The organism is Rhizobium mesoamericanum STM3625, from assembly GCF_000312665.1.
GTDB classification, from domain to species: Bacteria; Pseudomonadota; Alphaproteobacteria; order Rhizobiales; family Rhizobiaceae; genus Rhizobium; species Rhizobium mesoamericanum.
On sequence record NZ_HF536772.1, the window covers coordinates 752,840 to 772,777 of the forward strand.

Consider the following 19,938-nt stretch of genomic DNA (forward strand, 5'->3'; position numbering starts at 1 on the left):
ATGTTGAAAGAACTTCGTCCGGCAATCGTCATGATCGTTGCCACCACCGCCATCACCGGTCTGCTTTACCCGCTCGCAATGACGGGCGCCGCGCAAGCTCTCTTCCCGGCGCAAGCGAACGGCAGCCTCATCCGGAAGGAGGGCAAAGTGATCGGCTCGACGCTGATCGGCCAGGCATTCACCAGCGACAAGTACTTCCATGGCCGCCCTTCGGCGGCAGGCGACGGATACAACGCTGCCTCGTCCTCCGGCTCCAACCTTGGTCCCACGAGCCAGAAACTGCTCGATCGCGTGAAGGCCGACTATAACGCCGCCAAGGCCGCTAATCCGAATACCCAGGTGCCGATCGATCTCGTGACGGCCTCCGGCAGCGGCCTCGATCCGCACATCTCTCCTGAGGCGGCCTACTTCCAGGTACCCCGTGTTGCCAAGGCCCGCGGCGTGGACGAAACCAAGCTGAAGGCGATTGTCGATGCCGCCGTCGTTCACCGCGAGCTCGGGTTTCTCGGTGAGCGCACGGTCAATGTTCTGGCATTGAACCAGTCTCTTGATGCTTCTATGTCTGAGTAGGGTGGAAAGCCCCGGCCGCTTGCGCGTGGCCGGGGCTTCCTCGTCAGGGAAAGATGAAAAGCATGCCGGAAGACAACCGCGACAAGGTTGGCAGGCCCTCGCCCGATGCACTGCTTGAGAAGGCGCGACAGGAGACCCGTGGCCGGCTGAAGATATTCCTCGGCGCCGCGCCCGGCGTAGGCAAGACCTACGAGATGTTGGAGTCGGGCCGCGCCAAGCTGTCCGATGGTGTCGACGTGGTGATCGGAATCGTCGAGACCCATGGCCGCAAGGAAACACAGGCCCTGGTCGAGGGTTTCGAAGTCATTCCCCGCGTCAAGATCGACTACAAGGGCCGCCCTCTCGAGGAAATGGATATCGATGCCATCCTTGCACGCCGGCCCGGGCTTGTCCTTGTCGACGAACTTGCCCATACGAACGCCGAAGGAAGCCGGCACCCCAAGCGCTACCTCGACGTGAAGGAATTGCTTGACCGCGGCATCGACGTCTATTCGACGCTGAACATCCAGCACGTTGAGAGCCTGAACGACGTCGTCTCTCAAATCACTCGCGTCCGCGTCCGCGAGACGGTCCCCGACTCGATCATCGACATGGCGGATGACGTCGAGATCATCGATCTGACGCCGGACGATCTGATCAAACGGCTGCACGACGGGAAGGTCTATGTCCCCAGAACCGCTGAACGCGCCCTGACCAATTATTTCACCCCGGGCAACCTGACCGCGCTGCGTGAACTTGCATTGCGCAAGACCGCGCAGCGAGTCGATGACCAGTTGCTGAACCACATGCAGGCACATGCCATCGCTGGCCCCTGGGCTGCCGGTGAAAGGGTCCTTGTATCTGTCGATCAGCATCCACGATCAGCTTCGCTCGTGCGCTACGCGTCTCGAATGGCCTCGCGACTGCGAGCACCGTGGGCAGCCGTCTACGTCGAAACCAATCGTTCGATCAGCCTGACGGAACCTGACCGCGACACGATTGCAGCAACGCTCCGACTGGCTGAACAGCTTGGCGGCGAGGCAATCACCATTCCAGGTCGCGAAGTCTCGGAAGAGCTGGTCCGGCACGCCGCGGCCAACAATATCACGCATATCGTCATCGGAGCGCCCAGCAAGCCGACATGGCGTGATTGGTTCCACCGCTCCATCGTCGACGATCTGATCCGAACATCGGGCAGCATCAGCGTCCACGTGATTTCCGGCAACGAGAAAGACGGGGCATCCGCGAGCAGCATGAAAACTGCCCCCTCCTCGCCGGCGTTCAATATCCAGGCGTATCTCTCCGCCACGGCCTATGTAGCAATCGCGCTCGTCGCTGGTGTCGTACTTGATCAGGTGCTGGATGTCCGAAACCTTGCCCTTGTGTTCCTCATGGCCGTTCTCACGTCAGCGGTAATCCACGGGCTTCGTCCAGCGCTCTACACCTGCATTCTCAGCGCCCTCGCCTTCAACTTCTTCTTCCTGCCGCCTCGCTACACGCTGACGATCAGCGATCCGGAGAGCGTACTTGCATTGTTCTTTTTCCTGGGCGTTGCCGTCATTGCCAGCAATCTCACAGCAACGGTCCAACGCCAGGCGGCCGCTGCCCGGCAGCGTGCCAGAACGACCGAAGACCTCTACCTGTTCTCCAAAAAATTGGCCGGAACGGGCACGCTCGATGACGTTCTCTGGGCCACCGCCTTTCAGCTGGCGTCGATGCTCAAGGTCCGCGTCGTGCTTCTACTGCCAGAGGAAGGCACCATCTGCGTCAAGGCCGGCTATCCGCCGGACGACACCCTCGACGAGGCGGATATTGCCGCTGCCCGGTGGGCATGGGAGCACAATCACGCCGCCGGCCGCGGCGCTGATACACTGCCTGGCGCCAAACGCCTTTATGTACCGCTGCGAACCGGACGGGCAGCTGTTGGCGTGATCGGCCTCGACAATGACCGACGCGATGGCCCCCTATTGACGCCTGAGCAGCAACGCCTTCTCGACGCGTTGGCGGACCAGGCAGCGCTTGCAATCGAGCGCATTCAACTTGTGGCAGATGTCGATCGTGCAAGGCTTGCGGCGGAAGCCGACCGCTTGCGCTCTGCCCTTCTGACCTCGATCTCGCATGACCTGAAGACTCCACTCGCGGCCGTCCTTGGCGCTGCCGGCACGCTGCGTGACTATCTCGATTCCATGCCGCAGGAAGATCGAATGGATCTTCTGTCTACCGTTATCGACGAGTCGGAACGACTGAACCGCTTTATCGCCAACCTGCTCGACATGACGAAAATCGAATCCGGGGCAATGGAGCCTAACTATGCCTTGCACTATCCCGGCGACATTGTTGGAAGCGCGCTGCGCCGCGCCGAGAAAATTCTCGCGCACCATCAGACCATCACGACAATCCCTCCGGACCTGCCGATGGTCCGTGTCGATCCCGTACTTTTTGAGCAGGTGCTTTTCAATCTGCTTGACAATGCTGCCAAGTATGCGCCGCAAGGATCGTCGATCCGGATTGAAGGGCGGGCGGATGAATACAACGTGATGATCCAGGTTTCGGACGAAGGCCCTGGCATTCCCCCGGCAGACCTAGACCGCGTTTTCGATACCTTCTACCGCGTGCGCAAAGGCGATCAGGTTCGCGCTGGCACGGGCCTCGGCCTGCCGATCTGCCGAGGTTTTGTCGAGGCGATGGGTGGCACGATCACAGCCGGAAATCGCTCTAATCATTCCGGTGCCGTCTTCACCATCCGTCTTCCACGACCAAAGGAAATTCCGAAATTGGATGAGCTCAAATGACCGGTTCAGCCGTAAAAATTCTCGTCGTCGATGACGAGCCTCCGATCCGAAAACTGCTTCGCGTTGGCCTCACCGCACAAGGTTATGAAGTGCACGAGGCGCCGAACGGCGCTGCTGCTCTGCAGTCGGCGAAGGACGAACCGCCTGATCTGATCGTGCTCGACCTTGGCCTGCCGGACAAATCGGGGCACGAACTGTTGCAGGAATGGAGAGACGCGGGCCTAACCTTGCCCATTGTGATCCTGTCCAGCCGTACAGATGAAACTGGTATCGTCAATGCTCTCGAAGCGGGGGCTGACGACTATCTAACGAAGCCGTTCGGAATGAACGAACTCGGCGCTCGGCTGCGGGTCGCCTTACGCCATCGCTTGCAGCAGCAGGGGGAGCGGGCGATCTTTCAGGCTGGCGGCCTGTCAATTGATCTGGTCAAACGCATCGTCAAGATCGAAGGCAGGGAAATCAAGCTCTCGCCGAAGGAATATGACATTCTGAGGGTTCTTGCCCAGCATGCCGGCAAGGTTCTGACCCACCAGTTCCTCCTGAAGCAGATCTGGGGACCGGCCGCCGACGTGCAATATTTGCGGGTCTATGTTCGACAGTTACGCCAGAAGATCGAACAGAGCCCGGACCAGCCGCAATATATCACCACCGAGACCGGTGTCGGGTACAGACTGAAAGAAGCGGATCCCCCAACAGGGTAGGTTATCGATAGACGCGCTCCGATAGTGCGCGCAGACCGAGCCCGACCATCACTTCGTGAGCGATGCGCCGGCGTATCGGATTATGCAATCGGATGGCGGTCGAACCGAGAAAGGCGGTTTCGATATGCTCGAATGCCTTGAGGTCAGTCGAAGTCCTGATCGCACGCGCGTAGAACTCGTGGAACGGCTGCCGACAAACATAAGTCTTGTATTTTGTTAGGCAGAAAACGGAAAAGCGACCAGCCTCTTCGCGCAGGAAGTCGGTCACGCCGGCAGTTACCTCGGGCCAAGCCGGATTGAACGTATCGTCGAAAACGATGATTCCATGCTCGGCAAGCGACGCGGCAGCAAGACGACTATCGGACGCGACGTGGTGAAGCATGTGGCCCCCGTCGATACTGAAGAATCGGACGGCCCCGGCTCTTTCGGTAATGTTCTCTGGCTGGAGCAGCGTGCTGTCGCTTTTGATGACGCATTCGGCGTCCACGGAAAGGCCAAGTCGACGGCCGCCCGCCACGAAACGTTCGTACTGCGTCGTGCCGCGGTCCGGATTCACGATATCAAATGGATCGATAGCTACGATCTTGGCCGCGTCTCCGCAGATCTTCCGCAACAGAAAGTAGGAACGTCCATAGTAAACGCCGATCTCGGCTAGGCTACCTTGCAAAGATGCTGATTCTTGGGATAGCAAAACCGCAAGAAATACCAGAGCGTCCGGCGGATCAATGTATCCTTCGATCGCCTGAAGATCATGGAATATGAACTTTCTGATCGACGAATCCATTAGGCGTCGGCCTCTAATTTCACGGCGGCTACTTGCGAAGGGAACAATTCTTCGCAGAGAACAAGAACAAAAGTCAATTCTATTTAAAATGACGCGCCCGCATGATTCAGAAGTACGACTGGTTGTTGACGTCACTGTTGAATAGAGATCGCAATGTTATTTCGAGCGTTGCGTATGTCTGGTACCGGTAGACAGTCAGCTACATGGAAAATCTTCGGCGCATCAATTTGCTAATGCCGTGATAGACAAAAAACGCGTGACATCCGCGCCACCTTCGTTTCGTTCTTTTCCTCGCCATCGACCTGCTCTAAGTCTTCTACATCCGAAACGAGAATTGAAGGTGGTGCATGGCAGGTGAAACGATTCTGGTCGTGGGCGGCGCTGGTTATATCGGCTCCCATACGTGTCTCGATCTTGCAAACAAGGGGTTCCAACCGGTCGTTTTCGACAATTTCTCCAACGGCCATCGCGAATTCGTGAGGTGGGGGGCCGCTGAGGAAGGGGATATCCGGGACCGAGTTCGCCTTGACGAGGTTCTGGCCAAGCACAAGCCAGCTGCCATCCTGCACTTTGCCGCCCTCATCGAGGTCGGTGAATCGGTCAAGGATCCGGTTGCCTTCTACGAGAACAACGTCATTGGCACGCTGACACTTTTGGCTGCCGCTCAGGCGGCGGGCGTCAAGGCATTCGTCTTCTCGTCCACCTGCGCGACCTACGGCTTACCACAAAGCGTCCCGCTCGATGAGACGCATCGCCAGGTGCCGATCAATCCCTATGGTCGTACAAAATACATCGTGGAGCAGGCGCTTGCCGACTACGACAAGTATACCGGCTTTCGATCGGTCGTACTTCGCTACTTCAATGCGGCCGGCGCCGACTTCGAGGGCCGGATCGGCGAGTGGCATCAGCCTGAAACGCACGCCATACCGCTCGCGATTGATGCCGCCCTTGGCCGTCGTGAAGGCTTCAAAGTATTCGGCACCGACTACGAGACAAGAGACGGCACCTGTGTCCGCGACTACATCCATGTGCTAGATCTCGCCGATGCGCACGTCCGCGCCGTGGAGTATCTGCTGCGAGGCGGGGAATCTGTTGCGCTCAATCTCGGCACCGGCACTGGAACCACGGTGAAGGAGTTGCTCGGCGCCATCGAGCGCGTGTCGGAGCGACCGTTTCCCGTAGAATATGTCGGCCGCCGCGAAGGCGACTCGCACACGCTGGTTGCCAACAATGACAAGGCGCGGGAGGTTCTAGGCTGGACGCCGCAGTATGATTTGTCTCAGATCATCCGATCGGCGTGGAACTGGCACGCAAAATCAAACCAGCACTGACATACATTCATGACCGGTCGACCGAACATTCTATTGATTACCGCGGACCAATGGCGCGGTGATTGCTTGTCGGCGACCGGACATGCCTATGTCAGGACGCCCAATGTGGATGCGCTGGCGACGGAAGGCTTCTTGTTTGCCCGCCACTACGCCGGCGCCGCGCCATGCTCGCCGGCGCGCGCCACGCTCTATACCGGCCTTTATCAGATGAACCACCGGGTTTGCCGCAACGGCTCACCCCTCGATGCGCGATTTGACAACCTGGCGCTGGCGGCCCGGCGGGCGGGTTATGATCCAACGCTGTTCGGCTACACTGATACCGCGCCCGACCCGCGCGGCATGGGTGCTAACGACCCGAACCTGACGACTTATGAAGGTTTGCTACCCGGCTTTACGGCCCGGCAACTGCTTCCTGAGCATGAAAAGCAATGGCTGTCCTGGTTGCGCGAACGTGGACACCCGTATGCGGATAGTCGCGACATTCATGTCCCGGTCGGCGCGCGACGCGGCGAGATCTCGAACGCTCCAACAGCCTATTCGAAGGACGAAACGCAAACGGCGTTTCTCGCGGGCGAGTTCATTCGCTGGCTGGGAGAGCAGGATGCGCCTTGGTTCGCGCATATTTCGTTCCTGCGTCCGCATCCGCCGTTTTCGGCACCGTCTCCATACAACGATCTGTTCAGTCCGCAGGACGGTCCGCAATTCGCCCGGGCGGCAAACCAAGAGGCGGAGCAGCGATCGCACCCCTATCTCTCCTATGCCATGCCGCGGGTAGGAAAGGGCGGCTTCATCCACGGGGCGACCGGCTGCGTAAGCGAGTGGCAAGCAAGCGACTTCGCCGCGATCCGTGCCATCTATTATGGCATGATCACGGAGGTGGACGCCCAACTTGGGCGGATTTGGCGCGCACTGAGGGAAGCGCGGGCGTGGGATAACACGCTGATTATCTTAACGTCCGATCACGCCGAGATGGCAGGCGATCACTGGATGCTCGGCAAGGGCGGTTTCTTCGATGGCAGTTATCATATCCCGCTTGTCATCCGCGACCCGCGAGCCGTCACCCGGGGCAGGGTGGTCGAGCGGTTTACGTCGGCCGCAGACATCTTCCCGACACTCTGCGACCGCCTAAATATTCAACCCGAGAATAGCCTGGACGGACAATCCCTGCTGCCGCTCATGGAATGCGAGCCGGGAGGTTGGCGCGAAGCAGCTTTCTGGGAATTCGACTTCCGCGACATTGTTACACAAGAGCCGGAAACTCATTTCGGATTGCTCTCAAACGAATGCAATCTTGCCGTCATCAGGGATGAGCGCTTCAAGTATGTGCATTTCGCCGCACTGCCACCGCTCTTGTTTGATCTGCGGGCCGATCCGATGGAATTGAACGACCTCGCCTCAGATAAGACCTATCTCGCCGTCCGGCTTTCCTATGCCGAGAAGCTTCTTTCGATACGGGCCCGCCATCTGGATCAAACGCTGGCCTTTACCGAACTTACGCAGAAGGGGCCGGTTAAAGCGCCGGCCTTGAGCTCCATTCAAGCGAGGCGCCCAAGATAGTCCATCTTGCCGACCGGAACGCCCCGGTTGCGCAGGATCGCGTGTGCCGTCACGAGGTGAAAGAAGAAGTTCGGAAGCGCGAAGTTCATGACGTACTCGTCGCCGCGGAACGCGATCTTGTTGCCCCCTGGCGAAAGGATGACTTCCTGCGTTTCCGTTCCCTCGAGCACGGCCGGCGCGATGGTAGCGAGATAAGCTTCCGTTTTCGCAACCCGCGCGCGCAATTCGGCGATCGTCATTTCATTGTCTTCGAATTTCGGCGCTTCGCTGGCGGTCAGCCGCGCAATCGCCAATTTGGCGGTATCGGTCGCACGCTGATACTGCCCTGAAAACGGCAGCATGTCCGAAGACAGCCGCGCGGCAACCAGTTCCGCACTGTCGATGCCTTTTTCGATCGCGAAGGCCTCGGCCTTATCGAGATAGGTTTTCAGGGTTCCAAGGCCACGTTGGAAGACAGGGACTGTTGAGCGATACATCGAAATAGGCATCGGCTTTCTCCATGAGAAGCAGCGAAATTGCTGTTGTTGGCGCGATTATATAGTTCGCGGCATTGCTCTTTTCAGCCTCGCTCGGCGGATCCCTACGATACTTTCGCAACACGACCGGACTTCATCAATGAAATGGGCTTGACGCCTTCGGCATAAAATGGAATAAATATTCCGTGATAGAAATTTTACGGTTCGTTTATTCCGTTTTTGACGGATGGCCAACGGGAGATGGCCCACAACGAGCAAAATACTGGCTTTGGGCACTGCCCGAAGCTCCGGCGTGAGGAGGGTGCAGCCGGACACCGCTTTGTGGAGGAAAGAACAATGAAGAAATTTATCATGGGTACTGCCATGGCGCTCGTCCTGTCGACGGCCGCTCATGCTGAAACCGTCGGCGTATCGATGTCGAAATTCGACGACAACTTCCTAACTGTTCTGCGTAACGGGATGCAGAGCTACTCGAAGACTCTGAACGGCGTGACGCTGCAGGTCGAAGATGCGCAGAACGACGTTGCCAAGCAGCAAAGCCAGATCCAGAACTTTATAGCATCCAAGGTCGATGCAATCATCGTCAACCCAGTCGACACCGATGCCACGGCGGCCATGTCGAAAATCGCGGCCGAAGCCGGCATTCCGCTGGTTTATGTCAACCGCGAGCCGGTCAACGTTGACAGCCTTCCGGACAAGCAGGCTTTCGTCGCTTCCAACGAGCAGGAATCCGGCACGCTTGAAACCAAGGAAGTCTGCCGTCTTCTCGGCGGCAAGGGCAAGGCCGTCATCCTGATGGGCGAACTCTCCAACCAGGCCGCACGTATGCGCACTAAGGATGTCCATGATGTTGTCGCAACCGACAACTGCAAGGGACTCCAGATCGTTGAGGAGCAGACGGCAAACTGGTCGCGCACAGAAGGTTCGGATTTGATGACCAACTGGCTCTCCAGCGGCATCGAGTTCGACGCAGTTATTTCCAATAACGACGAAATGGCGATCGGTGCCATCCAGGCCCTCAAGGCAGCAGGCAAGGATCTCAGCAAAATCGTGATCGGCGGCGTTGACGCGACCCAGGACGCTCTTGCCGCAATGCAGGCTGGCGATCTCGATGTGACAGTCTTCCAGGATGCAGCCGGCCAAGGCAAGGGAGCGCTCGACGCGGCTCTGAAGCTCGCGAAGGGCGAAAAGGTCGAGAAGAAGGTTTATATTCCTTTCCAGCTGGTCACGCCTGACAACTTCAAGGACTTCGTCGCGAAGAACTAACGTCGAGAAAAACGGATGCGGGATACGGTTTCCGCATCTGTCGCTTCAATCCGTGTCGGGAGGAGATGAGATGGTTATCAGCCCGTCGACCATGGCCGCTGTGCGTCAGAGCGGCGCTGTTCCGAATGCGGAATATCTGCTGAGCGCCGAAGGCATACGCAAGGAATTCCCCGGCGTCGTCGCACTTGATGACGTTCAGTTCCGACTGAAGCGCGGTAGCGTACACGCTTTGATGGGCGAAAACGGCGCAGGCAAATCAACATTGATGAAAATCCTCGCTGGCATTTACATCCCGGACAAGGGCGAAGTGCGCCTCAAGGGTGTCGAGATTCAGCTCAAATCACCCCTCGATGCACTGGAAAATGGAATCGCGATGATCCATCAGGAGCTGAACCTGATGCCCTACATGACCGTCGCCGAGAACATCTGGATCCGTCGCGAGCCGAAGAACAAGTTCGGCTTCGTCGATCACGCTGCGATGTACCGGCAGACGGACGAACTGTTTCAACGGCTGAATATCGACATTGACCCCGAGATCCAGGTTCGGGAACTTTCGGTTGCCAACCGGCAGATGGTCGAGATTGCCAAGGCGGTCTCCTACAATTCAGACGTCCTGATCATGGATGAACCGACGTCCGCATTGACCGAGCGCGAGGTCGAGCATCTCTTCCGGATCATTCGCGACCTTAGGGCCCAAGGCATCGGCATCGTCTACATCACGCACAAGATGAACGAGCTGTTCGAGATTGCCGACGAGTTCTCGGTGTTCCGTGACGGGCGCTATATCGGCACGCATGCCTCAACCGATGTCACCCGCGACGACATTATCCGCATGATGGTCGGCCGCGAGATCACCCAGATGTTCCCGAAGGAGGAGGTTCCAATCGGCGACGTCGTCCTTTCAGTCAAGAACCTCTCCCTGAGCAACATTTTCCATGATGTTTCCTTCGATGTCCGATCGGGCGAGATCCTCGGCGTTGCGGGACTTGTGGGATCCGGTCGATCGAATGTAGCGGAAACCTTGTTCGGCGTGACACCGGCGACGTCGGGAACTATCGAACTCTTCGGAAAGAAGACGGATATCGTGTCGCCGACCATCGCGATACAGAACCGAATGGCATTCCTGACCGAGGACCGCAAGGATACGGGCTGTCTCCTGATCCTGAGCGTTATCGAGAACATGCAGATCGCCGTTCTCCAGGACAAGTTCGTTAAGGGTGGCTTCGTGCAGGAAAGCTCGATCGAGGCGACCTGCGAAGACATGGCAAAGAAACTCCGGATCAAGACACCCAATCTCGACGAGCGCGTGGAAAACCTTTCCGGCGGCAACCAGCAGAAGGTCTTGATTGGTCGCTGGCTGCTTACCAATCCAAAAATTCTTATTCTCGACGAGCCGACACGCGGCATCGATGTCGGCGCCAAGGCTGAAATCCATCGCCTGGTGACAGAGATGGCGAGAAGCGGAGTAGCAGTCATAATGATCTCGTCGGAAATGCCGGAAGTGCTCGGTATGAGCGACCGCATCATGGTGATGCATGAGGGACGCGTCACCGGTTTTCTCAATCGCGACGAAGCAACGCAGATCAAGGTGATGGAGCTTGCCGCGCAATGACGCGCTAGCTTGAAGAACCGAAGGGAGGATATCATGAATACAAACGCAGCTGAGGCGGCAGCCCCACTCGCAACGCGTCCGCGCAGACGACGCGTTCCGCCGGAGCTCAGCATTTTCCTCGTTCTGATCGGCATTGCGCTTATTTATGAAGTCCTCGGCTGGATCTTTATCGGCCAGAGCTTCCTGTTCAATTCGCAGCGCCTGACGATCATGATCCTTCAGGTCTCTGTCATCGGCATCATCGCGGTGGGCGTGACTCAGGTCATCATCACCGGCGGTATCGACCTGTCATCCGGCTCAGTCGTCGGCATGACGGCGATGATCGCGGCAAGCTTTGCGCAGGCATCGACCTGGCCTCGGGCACTCTATCCTTCCCTGACGGATCTGCCATTCTTCATCCCGATCGGTGTCGGCCTGCTCATTGGCCTTGCTGCCGGCTATATCAACGGCCAATTGATCGCCAAGACGAAGATCCCGCCCTTCATCGCCACCCTCGGTATGATGGTCTCCGCACGCGGTATTTCGAAGTGGTACACAAAGGGTCAGCCGGTCTCCGGCCTGACCGACCAGTTCAACTTCATCGGAACCGGCATCTGGCCCGTGGTCGTCTTCCTCGTCGTCGCGCTGATTTTCCACATCGCGCTCCGATACACGCGCTACGGCAAGTTCACTTACGCGATCGGCGCCAATGTTCAGGCTGCCCGCGTTTCCGGTATCAATATCGAGGCTCACCTGATCAAGGTTTATGCAATTGCCGGTCTGCTGGCCGGTCTTGCCGGCGTCGTGACTGCGGCCCGCGCCCAGACGGCGCAGGCCGGCATGGGCGTCATGTACGAACTCGACGCGATTGCCGCGACCGTTATTGGCGGCACGTCCCTGACGGGTGGCGTCGGTCGTATCACTGGCACGGTTATCGGCACGATCATCCTCGGCGTCATGACCTCGGGTTTCACCTTCCTCAGGGTCGACGCCTATTACCAGGAGATCGTCAAGGGCGTGATCATCGTGGCCGCTGTCGTCATCGACGTTTATCGACAGAAGAAACGCGCCAAGCACTGACAAAAGCCTTCTCAAACGGGAGTTTCGGCTCCCGTTTTTCGTTTCCGCTAACCATTGATGCGGAACCGAAAGATTTCTAAAAAAAAGGGTAGCGTATTCCGTCATCTTTTCTATTCTGCGCTCGTCATATCGCCCGCCCGGGCCCACAGGAACGCAGATGCAATTCGTATTCGACGGCCACAACGACGTCCTTCTCAGACTTTGGACACATGAACGGGATGGCGGCGATCCAGTCGCTGAATTTTCAAACGGAACCGATCTCGGCCATATCGACGCTCCGCGTGCCAAAGCTGGCGGACTGGCCGGCGGCCTCTGCGCAATATACGTTCCTTCCGGCGATCTCGTCTTTGCCGACCCCGACAAGAACGGTCATTACGTCACTCCGCTTGCCGCACCGCTCGAACCACTTTCGTCGCTGAGTATCGCGACAGAGATGGCCGCGATCGCGCTTCGTCTCGATCGTGCCGGCGCCTGGCGCCTTTGCCGCACAGTGAAGGACATTCGCAAAGCGATCGCCGACGGCGTTTTCGCCGCGGTGATGCACATGGAAGGTTGCGAGGCAATCGGGCCGGACCTCGCGGCACTCGAAGTATTCCACGCCGCCGGACTGCGGTCACTCGGACCGGTGTGGAGCCGGCACAATATCTTCGGCCACGGTGTGCCTTTCGCTTTCCCGATGTCGCCTGACACAGCGCCCGGTCTGACTGAGGCGGGCTTTGGCCTTGTGCGCGAGTGTAATAGGCTTGGCATCCTAATCGATCTGGCGCACATCACCGAGAAAGGCTTTTGGGATGTCGCAAAGACGACCGATCAGCCGCTCGTCGCCAGCCACTCCAATGCCCACGCATTGACGCCAGTCGCTCGCAATCTTACCGACAAGCAACTCGACGCCATCAGAGAAAGCGGCGGCCTCGTCGGTGTGAACTATGCGACGGCAATGCTGCGCGGTGACGGTCGCTCCGATGCCGATACGCCGATCAGCGATATGGTTCGCCATATCAATTATCTCGTCGAGCGCGTCGGCATAAACTGCGTGGCGCTCGGTTCGGACTTCGACGGCGCGACCATTCCCGAAGAAATCGGGGATGCCGCAGGCAACCAGAAGCTCATTGCCGCTCTCCAGCGCGTTGGATATGGTGCCCAAGATCTCGAAAAATTGGCCAGCGGGAACTGGCTGAGAATTCTGGCTTTGGCGTGGGGAGAAGAGGCCGCCTAAGCTTGTCTATCGCTTTGCATTGATATGGAAAAAAGGGGAACAAGAATCCATGACAGTCAACAAGTTTAACCGCACTCTCCGTCTGCTTTCGGCGGGCGCCGCTCTGTCGATCTTGATGGCCGCCGCAACGGCTGCCTTTGCGGAAACGCCGAAGGACACGCTGGTCGAAGGCTTCGCCATCGACGACATCATCACCATGGACCCGGGCGAGGCGTTCGAGCTGTCGACGGCCGAAGTCACGAGCAACACCTACAGCCTGCTCGTCCGTCTCGACATGAGCGACACCTCGAAGGTCAAGGGCGATCTCGCCGAGAGCTGGACGGTTTCCGACGATGGTCTGACCTATACGTTCAAGCTGAAGCCCGGGATGAAATTCGCCTCCGGCAATCCGATCACCGCCGACGACGTCGCATGGTCCTTCGAGCGCGCCGTTAAGCTCGACAAGAGCCCGGCCTTCATCATCACCCAGTTCGGCATCAACGGCGGCAACGTCACCGAGAAGGCTAAGGCAACGGATGAAAACACCTTCGTCTTTACCGTCGACAAGCCCTATGCGCCGAGCTTCGTGCTGAACTGCTTGACGGCAACCGTCGCCTCGGTTGTCGACAAGAAGCTGGTCATGGATCACGTCAAATCCGTGACGCCGAGCGCCGACTACAAGTATGACAACGATTTCGGCAACGAATGGCTGAAGACCGGTTACGCCGGTTCGGGCGCCTTCAAGCTGCGTGAGTGGCGTGCCAACGAAGTTGTCGTGATGGAACGCAACGACAATTACTATGGCGATAAGGCGAAGCTGAACCGCGTCATCTATCGCTTTATGAAGGAAAGCTCGGCGCAGCGGCTTGCGTTGGAAGCGGGCGATATCGACGTCGCCCGCAACCTGGAACCCGGTGACCTGGATGCAGTCTCCAAGAATGCCGACCTGACGACCGTCAGCGCGCCGAAGGGCACCGTCTACTACGTCAGCCTCAACTCCAAGAACGAGAACCTGAAGAAGCCTGAAGTTCAGGAAGCCTTCAAGTACCTCGTCGACTACGATGCCATCGGCTCTACCCTCATCAAGGGCATCGGCGAGATCCACCAGACCTTCCTGCCGAAGGGCCAGCTCGGTGCGCTTGATGAAAATCCGTATAAGCTCGATGTGGCCAAGGCCAAGGAACTGCTTGCAAAAGCCGGCCTTAAGGACGGCTTCTCTGTGACGATGGACGTTCGCAACACGCAACCGGTAACTGGTATTGCCGAATCCATGCAGCAAACGCTTGCCCAGGCCGGGGTCAAGATGGAAATCATCCCTGGCGACGGCAAGCAGACTCTGACGAAGTACCGCGCGCGTACGCACGACATGTACATCGGCCAGTGGGGTTCGGACTACTTCGACCCGAACTCGAATGCAGATACCTTCACCACCAACCCGGACAACTCGGACGCCGGTACGGTCAAGACGCTCGCATGGCGCAATACCTGGGAAGCGCCCGAACTTGAGAAGGAAACGAAGGCTGCCTTGCTCGAACGCGACGGCGCAAAGCGCGCAGCCATGTATGAGGACATTCAGAAGAAGTTCCTTGCCAACAGCCCCTTCGTGATCATCTTCCAGCAGATCGAAGTCGCCGGCGCTCGCAAGAGCCTAACGGACTTCAAACTCGGCCCGAGCTTCGACACCAACTATGTCGGCCCGGTCGGCAAGGAATAATCCGGCGGGATTGATCCGTTGAGCATCGTAGCAACAAAGATGGAGGCACGGCCCAAACAGGGCCGCGCCGTTCCCATTGCCAAGGCGGTCGGGCGATTTCTTGTCGCCGCCGTCACCACTTATCTTGGTCTTCTGGCCGTCACTTTCTTCATCGGCCGCGTCGTGCCGATTGATCCAGTCCTTGCGATTCTCGGCGACCGCGCGCCTGCCCATGTTGTCGAACGCGTTCGTCGCGAGCTCGGTTTCGACCTGCCGCTCTACCAGCAGTTCTACATCTATCTGAAAAGCATTCTCTCAGGTGACTTCGGGACCTCGGTATTGACCACCAACCCGGTCATGGTCGATATCAGGCGTGTCTTCCCCGCGACGATAGAGCTGGCAACGCTCGGCACGATTATTGGCTCGGTTATCGGCGTGCCGCTCGGCGTGCTGGCCGCCGTCCGCCGGGGCAGCATCACCGACCAGCTTGTCCGTGTGATCGGCCTGATCGGCTATTCCGTGCCGATATTTTGGCTGGCGCTCATCTCGCTTGTGATCTTCTACGCTCAATTACGGTGGGTTGCCTTCCCCGGCCGCATCGACATCGTCTTCGAGTATAGCTTCACGCCGGTGACCGGCTTCTATCTGATCGACAGCGCCATGCAGGGGCAGTGGGACGTCTTCTACGACGTCTTCCGCCACATCATTCTACCAGCTTCGCTGCTTGGCTACTTTTCGCTTGCCTACATCAGCCGCATGACCCGCAGCTTCATGCTCAATGAACTCAGTCAAGAATATGTGGTTGCCGCGCGCGCCAAGGGACTGTCGGAAACGCGCGTGATCTGGGGTCATGCATTGCGCAATGCCGCCGTGCCACTCGTCACCGTCATCGCGCTCTCATATGCCGGTCTGCTCGAGGGTTCGGTACTGACGGAAACCGTTTTCTCGTGGCCTGGCATTGGACTCTACATCACCAATTCTCTTCAGAACGCGGATATGAATGCCGTACTCGGTGGCACCATCGTCATCGGCACGGTCTTTATCGGCATCAATCTTCTGTCCGACCTACTCTACCGGACGCTTGACCCCAGGACGCGAAGCCGATGACGGTGCCCGCAAATCAAACTTCGCCATTAAGCCGCCGCGAGTGGCTGCTTTCCGATCGGCCACAATCGCGCGCGCAGGCACGATTGGGCCGAGCCTACGTGACCTGGCGCCAGTTCACCGCAAACCGCCTGGCGGTCGTTGGCTTGCTGATCATCATTGCCCTCCTGTTCGTGGCTGCCTTTGCCAGCATCCTCGCAACCCATTCGCCCATCGTCGGCGACCTGAAGAATGCGCGTCTGCTGCCGCCCGGTTCAGAGGGCTACTGGCTTGGCACCGACGACCAGGGCCGCGATATTTATTCACGCCTGATCTACGGCTCCCGTTTGACGCTGCTCGTGGTCGTTCTCGTCGCGGCCATCTCGGCTCCGATTGGATTGATCGTTGGAACGGTGTCGGGTTACACCGGCGGCTGGGTCGACGCGACACTGATGCGCATTACCGATATCTTCCTCGCCTTCCCCAAGTTGGTGCTGGCCCTCGCCTTCGTTGCGGCTCTCGGACCCGGCATCCAGAACGCGATCATCGCGATTGCGATCACCTCCTGGCCTCCTTATGCTCGCATTGCGCGCGCTGAGACGCTAACAGTGCGACGTTCCGATTACATCTCTGCCGTCAAGCTGATGGGCGCGTCACCGCTGCGGATTGTGGTCCGGCACGTGATGCCGCTCTGCCTTTCCTCGCTCATCGTCCGCGTAACGCTTGACATGGCTGGCATCATCCTGACAGCCGCTGGCCTCGGTTTCCTCGGTCTTGGGGCTCAACCGCCGCTGCCCGAATGGGGCGCAATGATCGCGTCTGGCAGACGCTTCATCCTGGATCAGTGGTGGGTCGCTGCCATGCCGGGCTTCGCAATTCTGATCGTTAGCCTCGGTTTCAACCTGCTGGGCGACGGCCTGCGCGACGCCCTAGACCCCAAGGACAGCGGCCAGTGACCGAACTCCTCACCGTTCAAAACCTCAAGGTCAGCTATCCCACGCGCACGGGGGTGATCGAGGCCGTCCGCGGCGTTTCGCTTACTCTTGGTAAGGAACGCCTCGGCATCGTGGGTGAATCCGGCTCGGGCAAATCTCAGACGGGGCGCGCCATTATGGGCCTGACCCCGAAGCATGGCATCGTTACCGCCGACAAGCTCGATTTCAACGGCATTGACCTTTTAGCCGCATCCGCCAAGCAGCGCCGGCAGATGCGTGGCAAACGCATCGCGATGGTCCTGCAGGATCCGAAATATTCGCTTGACCCTGTCATGTCGATCGGCCGGCAGATCTGCGAAACCTTGAGGACCCACGAGAAAGTCAGCAAGGCGGAGGCACGCGACCGCGCACTCGCCATGCTGGAGGCCGTGCAGATTCGCGATCCGAAGCGGGTCTTCGATCTCTATCCGCACGAGATCTCGGGCGGCATGGGTCAACGCGCCATGATCGCCATGATGCTGGTCGCCGATCCGGAGCTGTTGATCGCCGACGAACCGACCTCCGCACTGGACGTAACAGTCCAACTCGACGTTCTCAGGATTATGGACCGGCTCGTGTCGGAGCGCGGCATGGGGCTGATCTTCGTATCCCACGACCTGCGCCTGGTATCGTCCTTCTGCGACCGTGTCATCGTTATGTATGCCGGGAAGATCGTTGAAGAACTCAAGGCGTCCGAGCTCAATAATGCGCGCCATCCCTACACACAGGGCCTGTTGAACTGCATGCCTCAAATTGGACAAAGCAGGCATCCCCTGCCGGTTCTCAATCGCAAGCCGGAGTGGGCCGCATGAGCACTGCACTTTCAGTCGACAAGCTGAGCGTGGTCTATGATCACTTCCACGCGCTGAAGGACGTCGACATCAATGTTGAGACCGGTGAGTCATTCGGCCTGGTCGGTGAGTCCGGATCGGGAAAGTCAACGCTGCTCCGTGCCGTTGCCGGCCTGGCGCCAGTGGCACGCGGCCGCATCACGATCCATAACGATCCCCTCGTCGGTGCGAAAAGATCGAAGGCCTTTTACAGACAGGTGCAGATGGTGTTCCAGGATCCGTATGGATCGCTGCACCCCCGCCAGACCATAGATCGCCTCCTTCTCGAGCCGTTGGCCATACATGGCATCAGCGATAGTGACATGCGCATCGCCCGCGCTCTCGACGAGGTCGGGCTTGGAAACGGCTTCCGTTTTCGTTACCCGCATCAGCTTTCGGGCGGTCAACGTCAACGCGTTGCGATTGCACGAGCTCTCATCGTTGAGCCGTCCATACTCTTGCTTGATGAACCGACGTCTGCCCTTGACGCTTCAGTGCAAGCGGAGGTTCTGAACCTCCTCGAACAGGTGCGGCGGGATCGCAAACTGACCTTCGTCATGGTCAGTCATGATCTCGGCGTGGTCACCCACATGTGTGATCGCCTGGCCGTGATGCGAAACGGCTCCGTCGTCGAACGACTGACCTCCGACCAGCTAGCACAGGCAGTCGTGAGCGAAGACTATACGCGAAATCTGATGGTCGCCAGCAAGGGCTTTGTCAAAGCTTAAAGGCACTCCTTTCAACGAATTGTTATGGTTGAGGCGCGTTGGACCTCAGCCTTAACAATCCGCTAAAACACGACCATTCAACTAGACTATTGACAGGTGCCTTAATTCTGTCATGATCCGGTTAACGCCCGTTAATTTTCGTGATCATGGAGGTCAGGCATGTTTTTTCTCGGCGGCATGACCATGGGATACCTGCATCCACCGGCCAAAACCGACAGAGAAGCTCCAGTCTCGACATCCATTCCCACAGAGCAAGACCGGCGGATGCTGGACACACCTGCGGCACCAGCCGGATTCCGCCGGAGCGCTGGAGAGGATCATTCCTTGCTTTGGGCGTGGCGAACTCTGGCCTAGTCCACCAAACGGACGGATTTTTTATCGCACCCTGGCAAGACGGAATTTTATCTCTACCTATCAGATAGAGAAAATACGAAAACATACCATAACAAAAAGAAACGCGGAAGAAACGGAGGCAGCACATGGCAGACCTGGGTATCTCGCATGCTCATGTGAATCAGTACGGTTCCGTCCAGACCAAGAAGCTGGGCACGACCCGTAGCAAGATCCAGCTTGCTGTTCACGCAACCCTGATTACGGCAGCATTCGTTTTCGTCGCGGCCCTCGTCTTTGGCGTCGTAGGCTAAGCCAACGAGAGCACATCGCGGTGACAGTCGATGCCGCCGCGGAAATCATCCGTTCAGCTCCTCATTCTCTCAGTACGAATATTGTGAAGGGAGAATGGTAATGAGGCGCGATCCCGGCGATTATTCCGCTTCATGTCTTCAGCGGGTTCCAAACAATGTGGGTCGGCCATTGATTATGCGAGGGCGCGTCATGAACGCACCTTCTCCTTTGGGCCGAGCCCCTTTGAAACTTTAACGGAACCAACAGAGCGACCTTCCGTTAATTTCTTCAGCTGAGACAAAGGAGATCGCTATGCTTTATTATGCACTCGTATTTCTTGTCGTTGCGCTGATCGCTGGCGTATTGGGCTTTGGGGGAATTGCCGGTGCTTCCGCGTCAATCGCTCAGGTTCTTTTCTTCCTGTTCCTGATCCTGTTCGTCGTCTCTCTGATAATGCGCGTCATGCGCCGTACTTGAAAAAAGACGGCCATAAGTCTGGAACCGGCGCTTGCCCAAGCGTCGGTTTTTTTGTGACCGCAGGCGATATTGTCCCGTGGCCCGAATCGCATTCATTGAAACATCTTGACTTGAATTATCGCAATGGTGTCCAACTTTCCGGGAGTGGCAAAGGGTGGAGGGCCCAACGGAGCCGCGTTCGCACATAGCCCACATAAGTTGCGTTTA

The 19,938-nt window shown here is 58.1% G+C and carries 19 protein-coding genes; 17 read left to right on the forward strand and 2 right to left on the reverse strand.

Annotated elements, in window-relative coordinates; genetic code table 11:
• The 3 genes from kdpC to BN77_RS03715 all read left to right on the forward strand — a co-directional run bounded on the left by kdpC (position 1) and on the right by BN77_RS03715 (position 4,042).
• Positions 1 to 570 carry a potassium-transporting ATPase subunit KdpC gene (gene kdpC, locus BN77_RS03705; protein ID WP_007528596.1) on the forward strand — a complete coding sequence of 190 codons (570 nt, stop codon included), beginning with the start codon at positions 1 to 3 and terminating at the stop codon, positions 568 to 570.
• Between the two features lie 62 nt (positions 571 to 632).
• Entirely contained in the window at positions 633 to 3,341 is a 2,709-nt protein-coding gene (locus BN77_RS03710; RefSeq protein ID WP_007528598.1) for a sensor histidine kinase, read from the forward strand.
• Positions 3,338 to 4,042 carry a response regulator transcription factor gene (locus tag BN77_RS03715; protein WP_007528600.1) on the forward strand — a complete coding sequence of 235 codons (705 nt, stop codon included), beginning with the start codon at positions 3,338 to 3,340 and terminating at the stop codon, positions 4,040 to 4,042. The genes BN77_RS03710 and BN77_RS03715 overlap by 4 nt, the downstream gene beginning before the upstream one ends.
• Position 4,043: 1 nt before the next feature.
• Here the strand turns inward: BN77_RS03715 and BN77_RS03720 are convergent, their stop codons facing one another.
• On the reverse strand, positions 4,044 to 4,826 hold the full coding sequence (locus tag BN77_RS03720) for a class I SAM-dependent methyltransferase (RefSeq protein ID WP_007528602.1): 783 nt from the start codon (positions 4,824 to 4,826) through the stop codon (positions 4,044 to 4,046).
• A gap of 347 nt (positions 4,827 to 5,173) precedes the next feature.
• On the opposite strand from BN77_RS03720, the gene galE reads away from it, so the two are divergent.
• Both galE and BN77_RS03730 read left to right on the forward strand, forming a co-directional pair.
• Complete coding sequence (gene galE, locus BN77_RS03725) at positions 5,174 to 6,157, forward strand: UDP-glucose 4-epimerase GalE (RefSeq protein ID WP_007528607.1); 984 nt, start codon at positions 5,174 to 5,176, stop codon at positions 6,155 to 6,157.
• 9 nt (positions 6,158 to 6,166) lie between these two features.
• On the forward strand, positions 6,167 to 7,714 hold the full coding sequence (locus BN77_RS03730) for an alkaline phosphatase family protein (protein ID WP_007528609.1): 1,548 nt from the start codon (positions 6,167 to 6,169) through the stop codon (positions 7,712 to 7,714).
• Here BN77_RS03730 and BN77_RS03735 read toward each other — a convergent pair.
• Complete coding sequence (locus BN77_RS03735) at positions 7,693 to 8,202, reverse strand: DUF1993 domain-containing protein (protein WP_007528611.1); 510 nt, start codon at positions 8,200 to 8,202, stop codon at positions 7,693 to 7,695. The genes BN77_RS03730 and BN77_RS03735 overlap by 22 nt on opposite strands.
• A 324-nt stretch (positions 8,203 to 8,526) precedes the next feature.
• On the opposite strand from BN77_RS03735, the gene BN77_RS03740 reads away from it, so the two are divergent.
• The 12 genes from BN77_RS03740 to BN77_RS31890 all read left to right on the forward strand — a co-directional run bounded on the left by BN77_RS03740 (position 8,527) and on the right by BN77_RS31890 (position 19,731).
• The gene (locus BN77_RS03740; protein ID WP_007528612.1) at positions 8,527 to 9,456 is read left to right on the forward strand and encodes a sugar ABC transporter substrate-binding protein; all 930 of its coding nucleotides are present in this window, start codon (positions 8,527 to 8,529) and stop codon (positions 9,454 to 9,456) included.
• 70 nt (positions 9,457 to 9,526) lie between these two features.
• Positions 9,527 to 11,068, forward strand: a complete 1,542-nt coding sequence (locus tag BN77_RS03745; RefSeq protein ID WP_007528615.1) for a sugar ABC transporter ATP-binding protein — start codon at positions 9,527 to 9,529, stop codon at positions 11,066 to 11,068.
• A 33-nt stretch (positions 11,069 to 11,101) separates the two neighbouring features.
• The gene (locus BN77_RS03750; protein ID WP_007528617.1) at positions 11,102 to 12,127 is read left to right on the forward strand and encodes an ABC transporter permease; all 1,026 of its coding nucleotides are present in this window, start codon (positions 11,102 to 11,104) and stop codon (positions 12,125 to 12,127) included.
• A 157-nt stretch (positions 12,128 to 12,284) separates the two neighbouring features.
• Entirely contained in the window at positions 12,285 to 13,343 is a 1,059-nt protein-coding gene (locus BN77_RS03755) for a dipeptidase (RefSeq protein ID WP_007528618.1), read from the forward strand.
• A 49-nt stretch (positions 13,344 to 13,392) separates the two neighbouring features.
• The gene (locus BN77_RS03760; protein WP_007528620.1) at positions 13,393 to 15,036 is read left to right on the forward strand and encodes an ABC transporter substrate-binding protein; all 1,644 of its coding nucleotides are present in this window, start codon (positions 13,393 to 13,395) and stop codon (positions 15,034 to 15,036) included.
• A gap of 18 nt (positions 15,037 to 15,054) precedes the next feature.
• Positions 15,055 to 16,122: an ABC transporter permease gene (locus tag BN77_RS03765; protein ID WP_208856421.1), complete on the forward strand. Its 1,068-nt coding sequence runs from the start codon at positions 15,055 to 15,057 to the stop codon at positions 16,120 to 16,122.
• Positions 16,119 to 17,054, forward strand: a complete 936-nt coding sequence (locus tag BN77_RS03770) for an ABC transporter permease (RefSeq protein ID WP_007528624.1) — start codon at positions 16,119 to 16,121, stop codon at positions 17,052 to 17,054. The genes BN77_RS03765 and BN77_RS03770 overlap by 4 nt, the downstream gene beginning before the upstream one ends.
• Entirely contained in the window at positions 17,051 to 17,884 is an 834-nt protein-coding gene (locus BN77_RS03775) for an ABC transporter ATP-binding protein (protein WP_007528626.1), read from the forward strand. Before BN77_RS03770 ends, BN77_RS03775 begins: the two co-directional genes overlap by 4 nt.
• Complete coding sequence (locus BN77_RS03780) at positions 17,881 to 18,630, forward strand: ABC transporter ATP-binding protein (RefSeq protein ID WP_007528628.1); 750 nt, start codon at positions 17,881 to 17,883, stop codon at positions 18,628 to 18,630. The genes BN77_RS03775 and BN77_RS03780 overlap by 4 nt, the downstream gene beginning before the upstream one ends.
• A gap of 159 nt (positions 18,631 to 18,789) precedes the next feature.
• Entirely contained in the window at positions 18,790 to 18,984 is a 195-nt protein-coding gene (locus BN77_RS34635) for a hypothetical protein (protein WP_081593521.1), read from the forward strand.
• A 125-nt stretch (positions 18,985 to 19,109) separates the two neighbouring features.
• Positions 19,110 to 19,274 (forward strand): hypothetical protein, encoded by a 165-nt coding sequence (locus BN77_RS34055; protein WP_167540360.1) that lies wholly within the window; start codon positions 19,110 to 19,112, stop codon positions 19,272 to 19,274.
• A gap of 292 nt (positions 19,275 to 19,566) precedes the next feature.
• Positions 19,567 to 19,731: a DUF1328 domain-containing protein gene (locus BN77_RS31890; protein ID WP_007528632.1), complete on the forward strand. Its 165-nt coding sequence runs from the start codon at positions 19,567 to 19,569 to the stop codon at positions 19,729 to 19,731.
• Positions 19,732 to 19,938: the final 207 nt, after the last annotated feature.

Coding starts and splice junctions, on each gene's coding strand:
- kdpC (WP_007528596.1), top strand. CDS start 1: ATGTTGAAAGAACTTCGTCCGGCAATCGTCATGATCGTTGCCACCACC.
- BN77_RS03710 (WP_007528598.1), top strand. CDS start 633: ATGCCGGAAGACAACCGCGACAAGGTTGGCAGGCCCTCGCCCGATGCA.
- BN77_RS03715 (WP_007528600.1), top strand. CDS start 3,338: ATGACCGGTTCAGCCGTAAAAATTCTCGTCGTCGATGACGAGCCTCCG.
- BN77_RS03720 (WP_007528602.1), bottom strand. CDS start 4,826: ATGGATTCGTCGATCAGAAAGTTCATATTCCATGATCTTCAGGCGATC.
- galE (WP_007528607.1), top strand. CDS start 5,174: ATGGCAGGTGAAACGATTCTGGTCGTGGGCGGCGCTGGTTATATCGGC.
- BN77_RS03730 (WP_007528609.1), top strand. CDS start 6,167: ATGACCGGTCGACCGAACATTCTATTGATTACCGCGGACCAATGGCGC.
- BN77_RS03735 (WP_007528611.1), bottom strand. CDS start 8,202: ATGCCTATTTCGATGTATCGCTCAACAGTCCCTGTCTTCCAACGTGGC.
- BN77_RS03740 (WP_007528612.1), top strand. CDS start 8,527: ATGAAGAAATTTATCATGGGTACTGCCATGGCGCTCGTCCTGTCGACG.
- BN77_RS03745 (WP_007528615.1), top strand. CDS start 9,527: ATGGTTATCAGCCCGTCGACCATGGCCGCTGTGCGTCAGAGCGGCGCT.
- BN77_RS03750 (WP_007528617.1), top strand. CDS start 11,102: ATGAATACAAACGCAGCTGAGGCGGCAGCCCCACTCGCAACGCGTCCG.
- BN77_RS03755 (WP_007528618.1), top strand. CDS start 12,285: ATGCAATTCGTATTCGACGGCCACAACGACGTCCTTCTCAGACTTTGG.
- BN77_RS03760 (WP_007528620.1), top strand. CDS start 13,393: ATGACAGTCAACAAGTTTAACCGCACTCTCCGTCTGCTTTCGGCGGGC.
- BN77_RS03770 (WP_007528624.1), top strand. CDS start 16,119: ATGACGGTGCCCGCAAATCAAACTTCGCCATTAAGCCGCCGCGAGTGG.
- BN77_RS03780 (WP_007528628.1), top strand. CDS start 17,881: ATGAGCACTGCACTTTCAGTCGACAAGCTGAGCGTGGTCTATGATCAC.
- BN77_RS34635 (WP_081593521.1), top strand. CDS start 18,790: ATGTTTTTTCTCGGCGGCATGACCATGGGATACCTGCATCCACCGGCC.
- BN77_RS34055 (WP_167540360.1), top strand. CDS start 19,110: ATGGCAGACCTGGGTATCTCGCATGCTCATGTGAATCAGTACGGTTCC.
- BN77_RS31890 (WP_007528632.1), top strand. CDS start 19,567: ATGCTTTATTATGCACTCGTATTTCTTGTCGTTGCGCTGATCGCTGGC.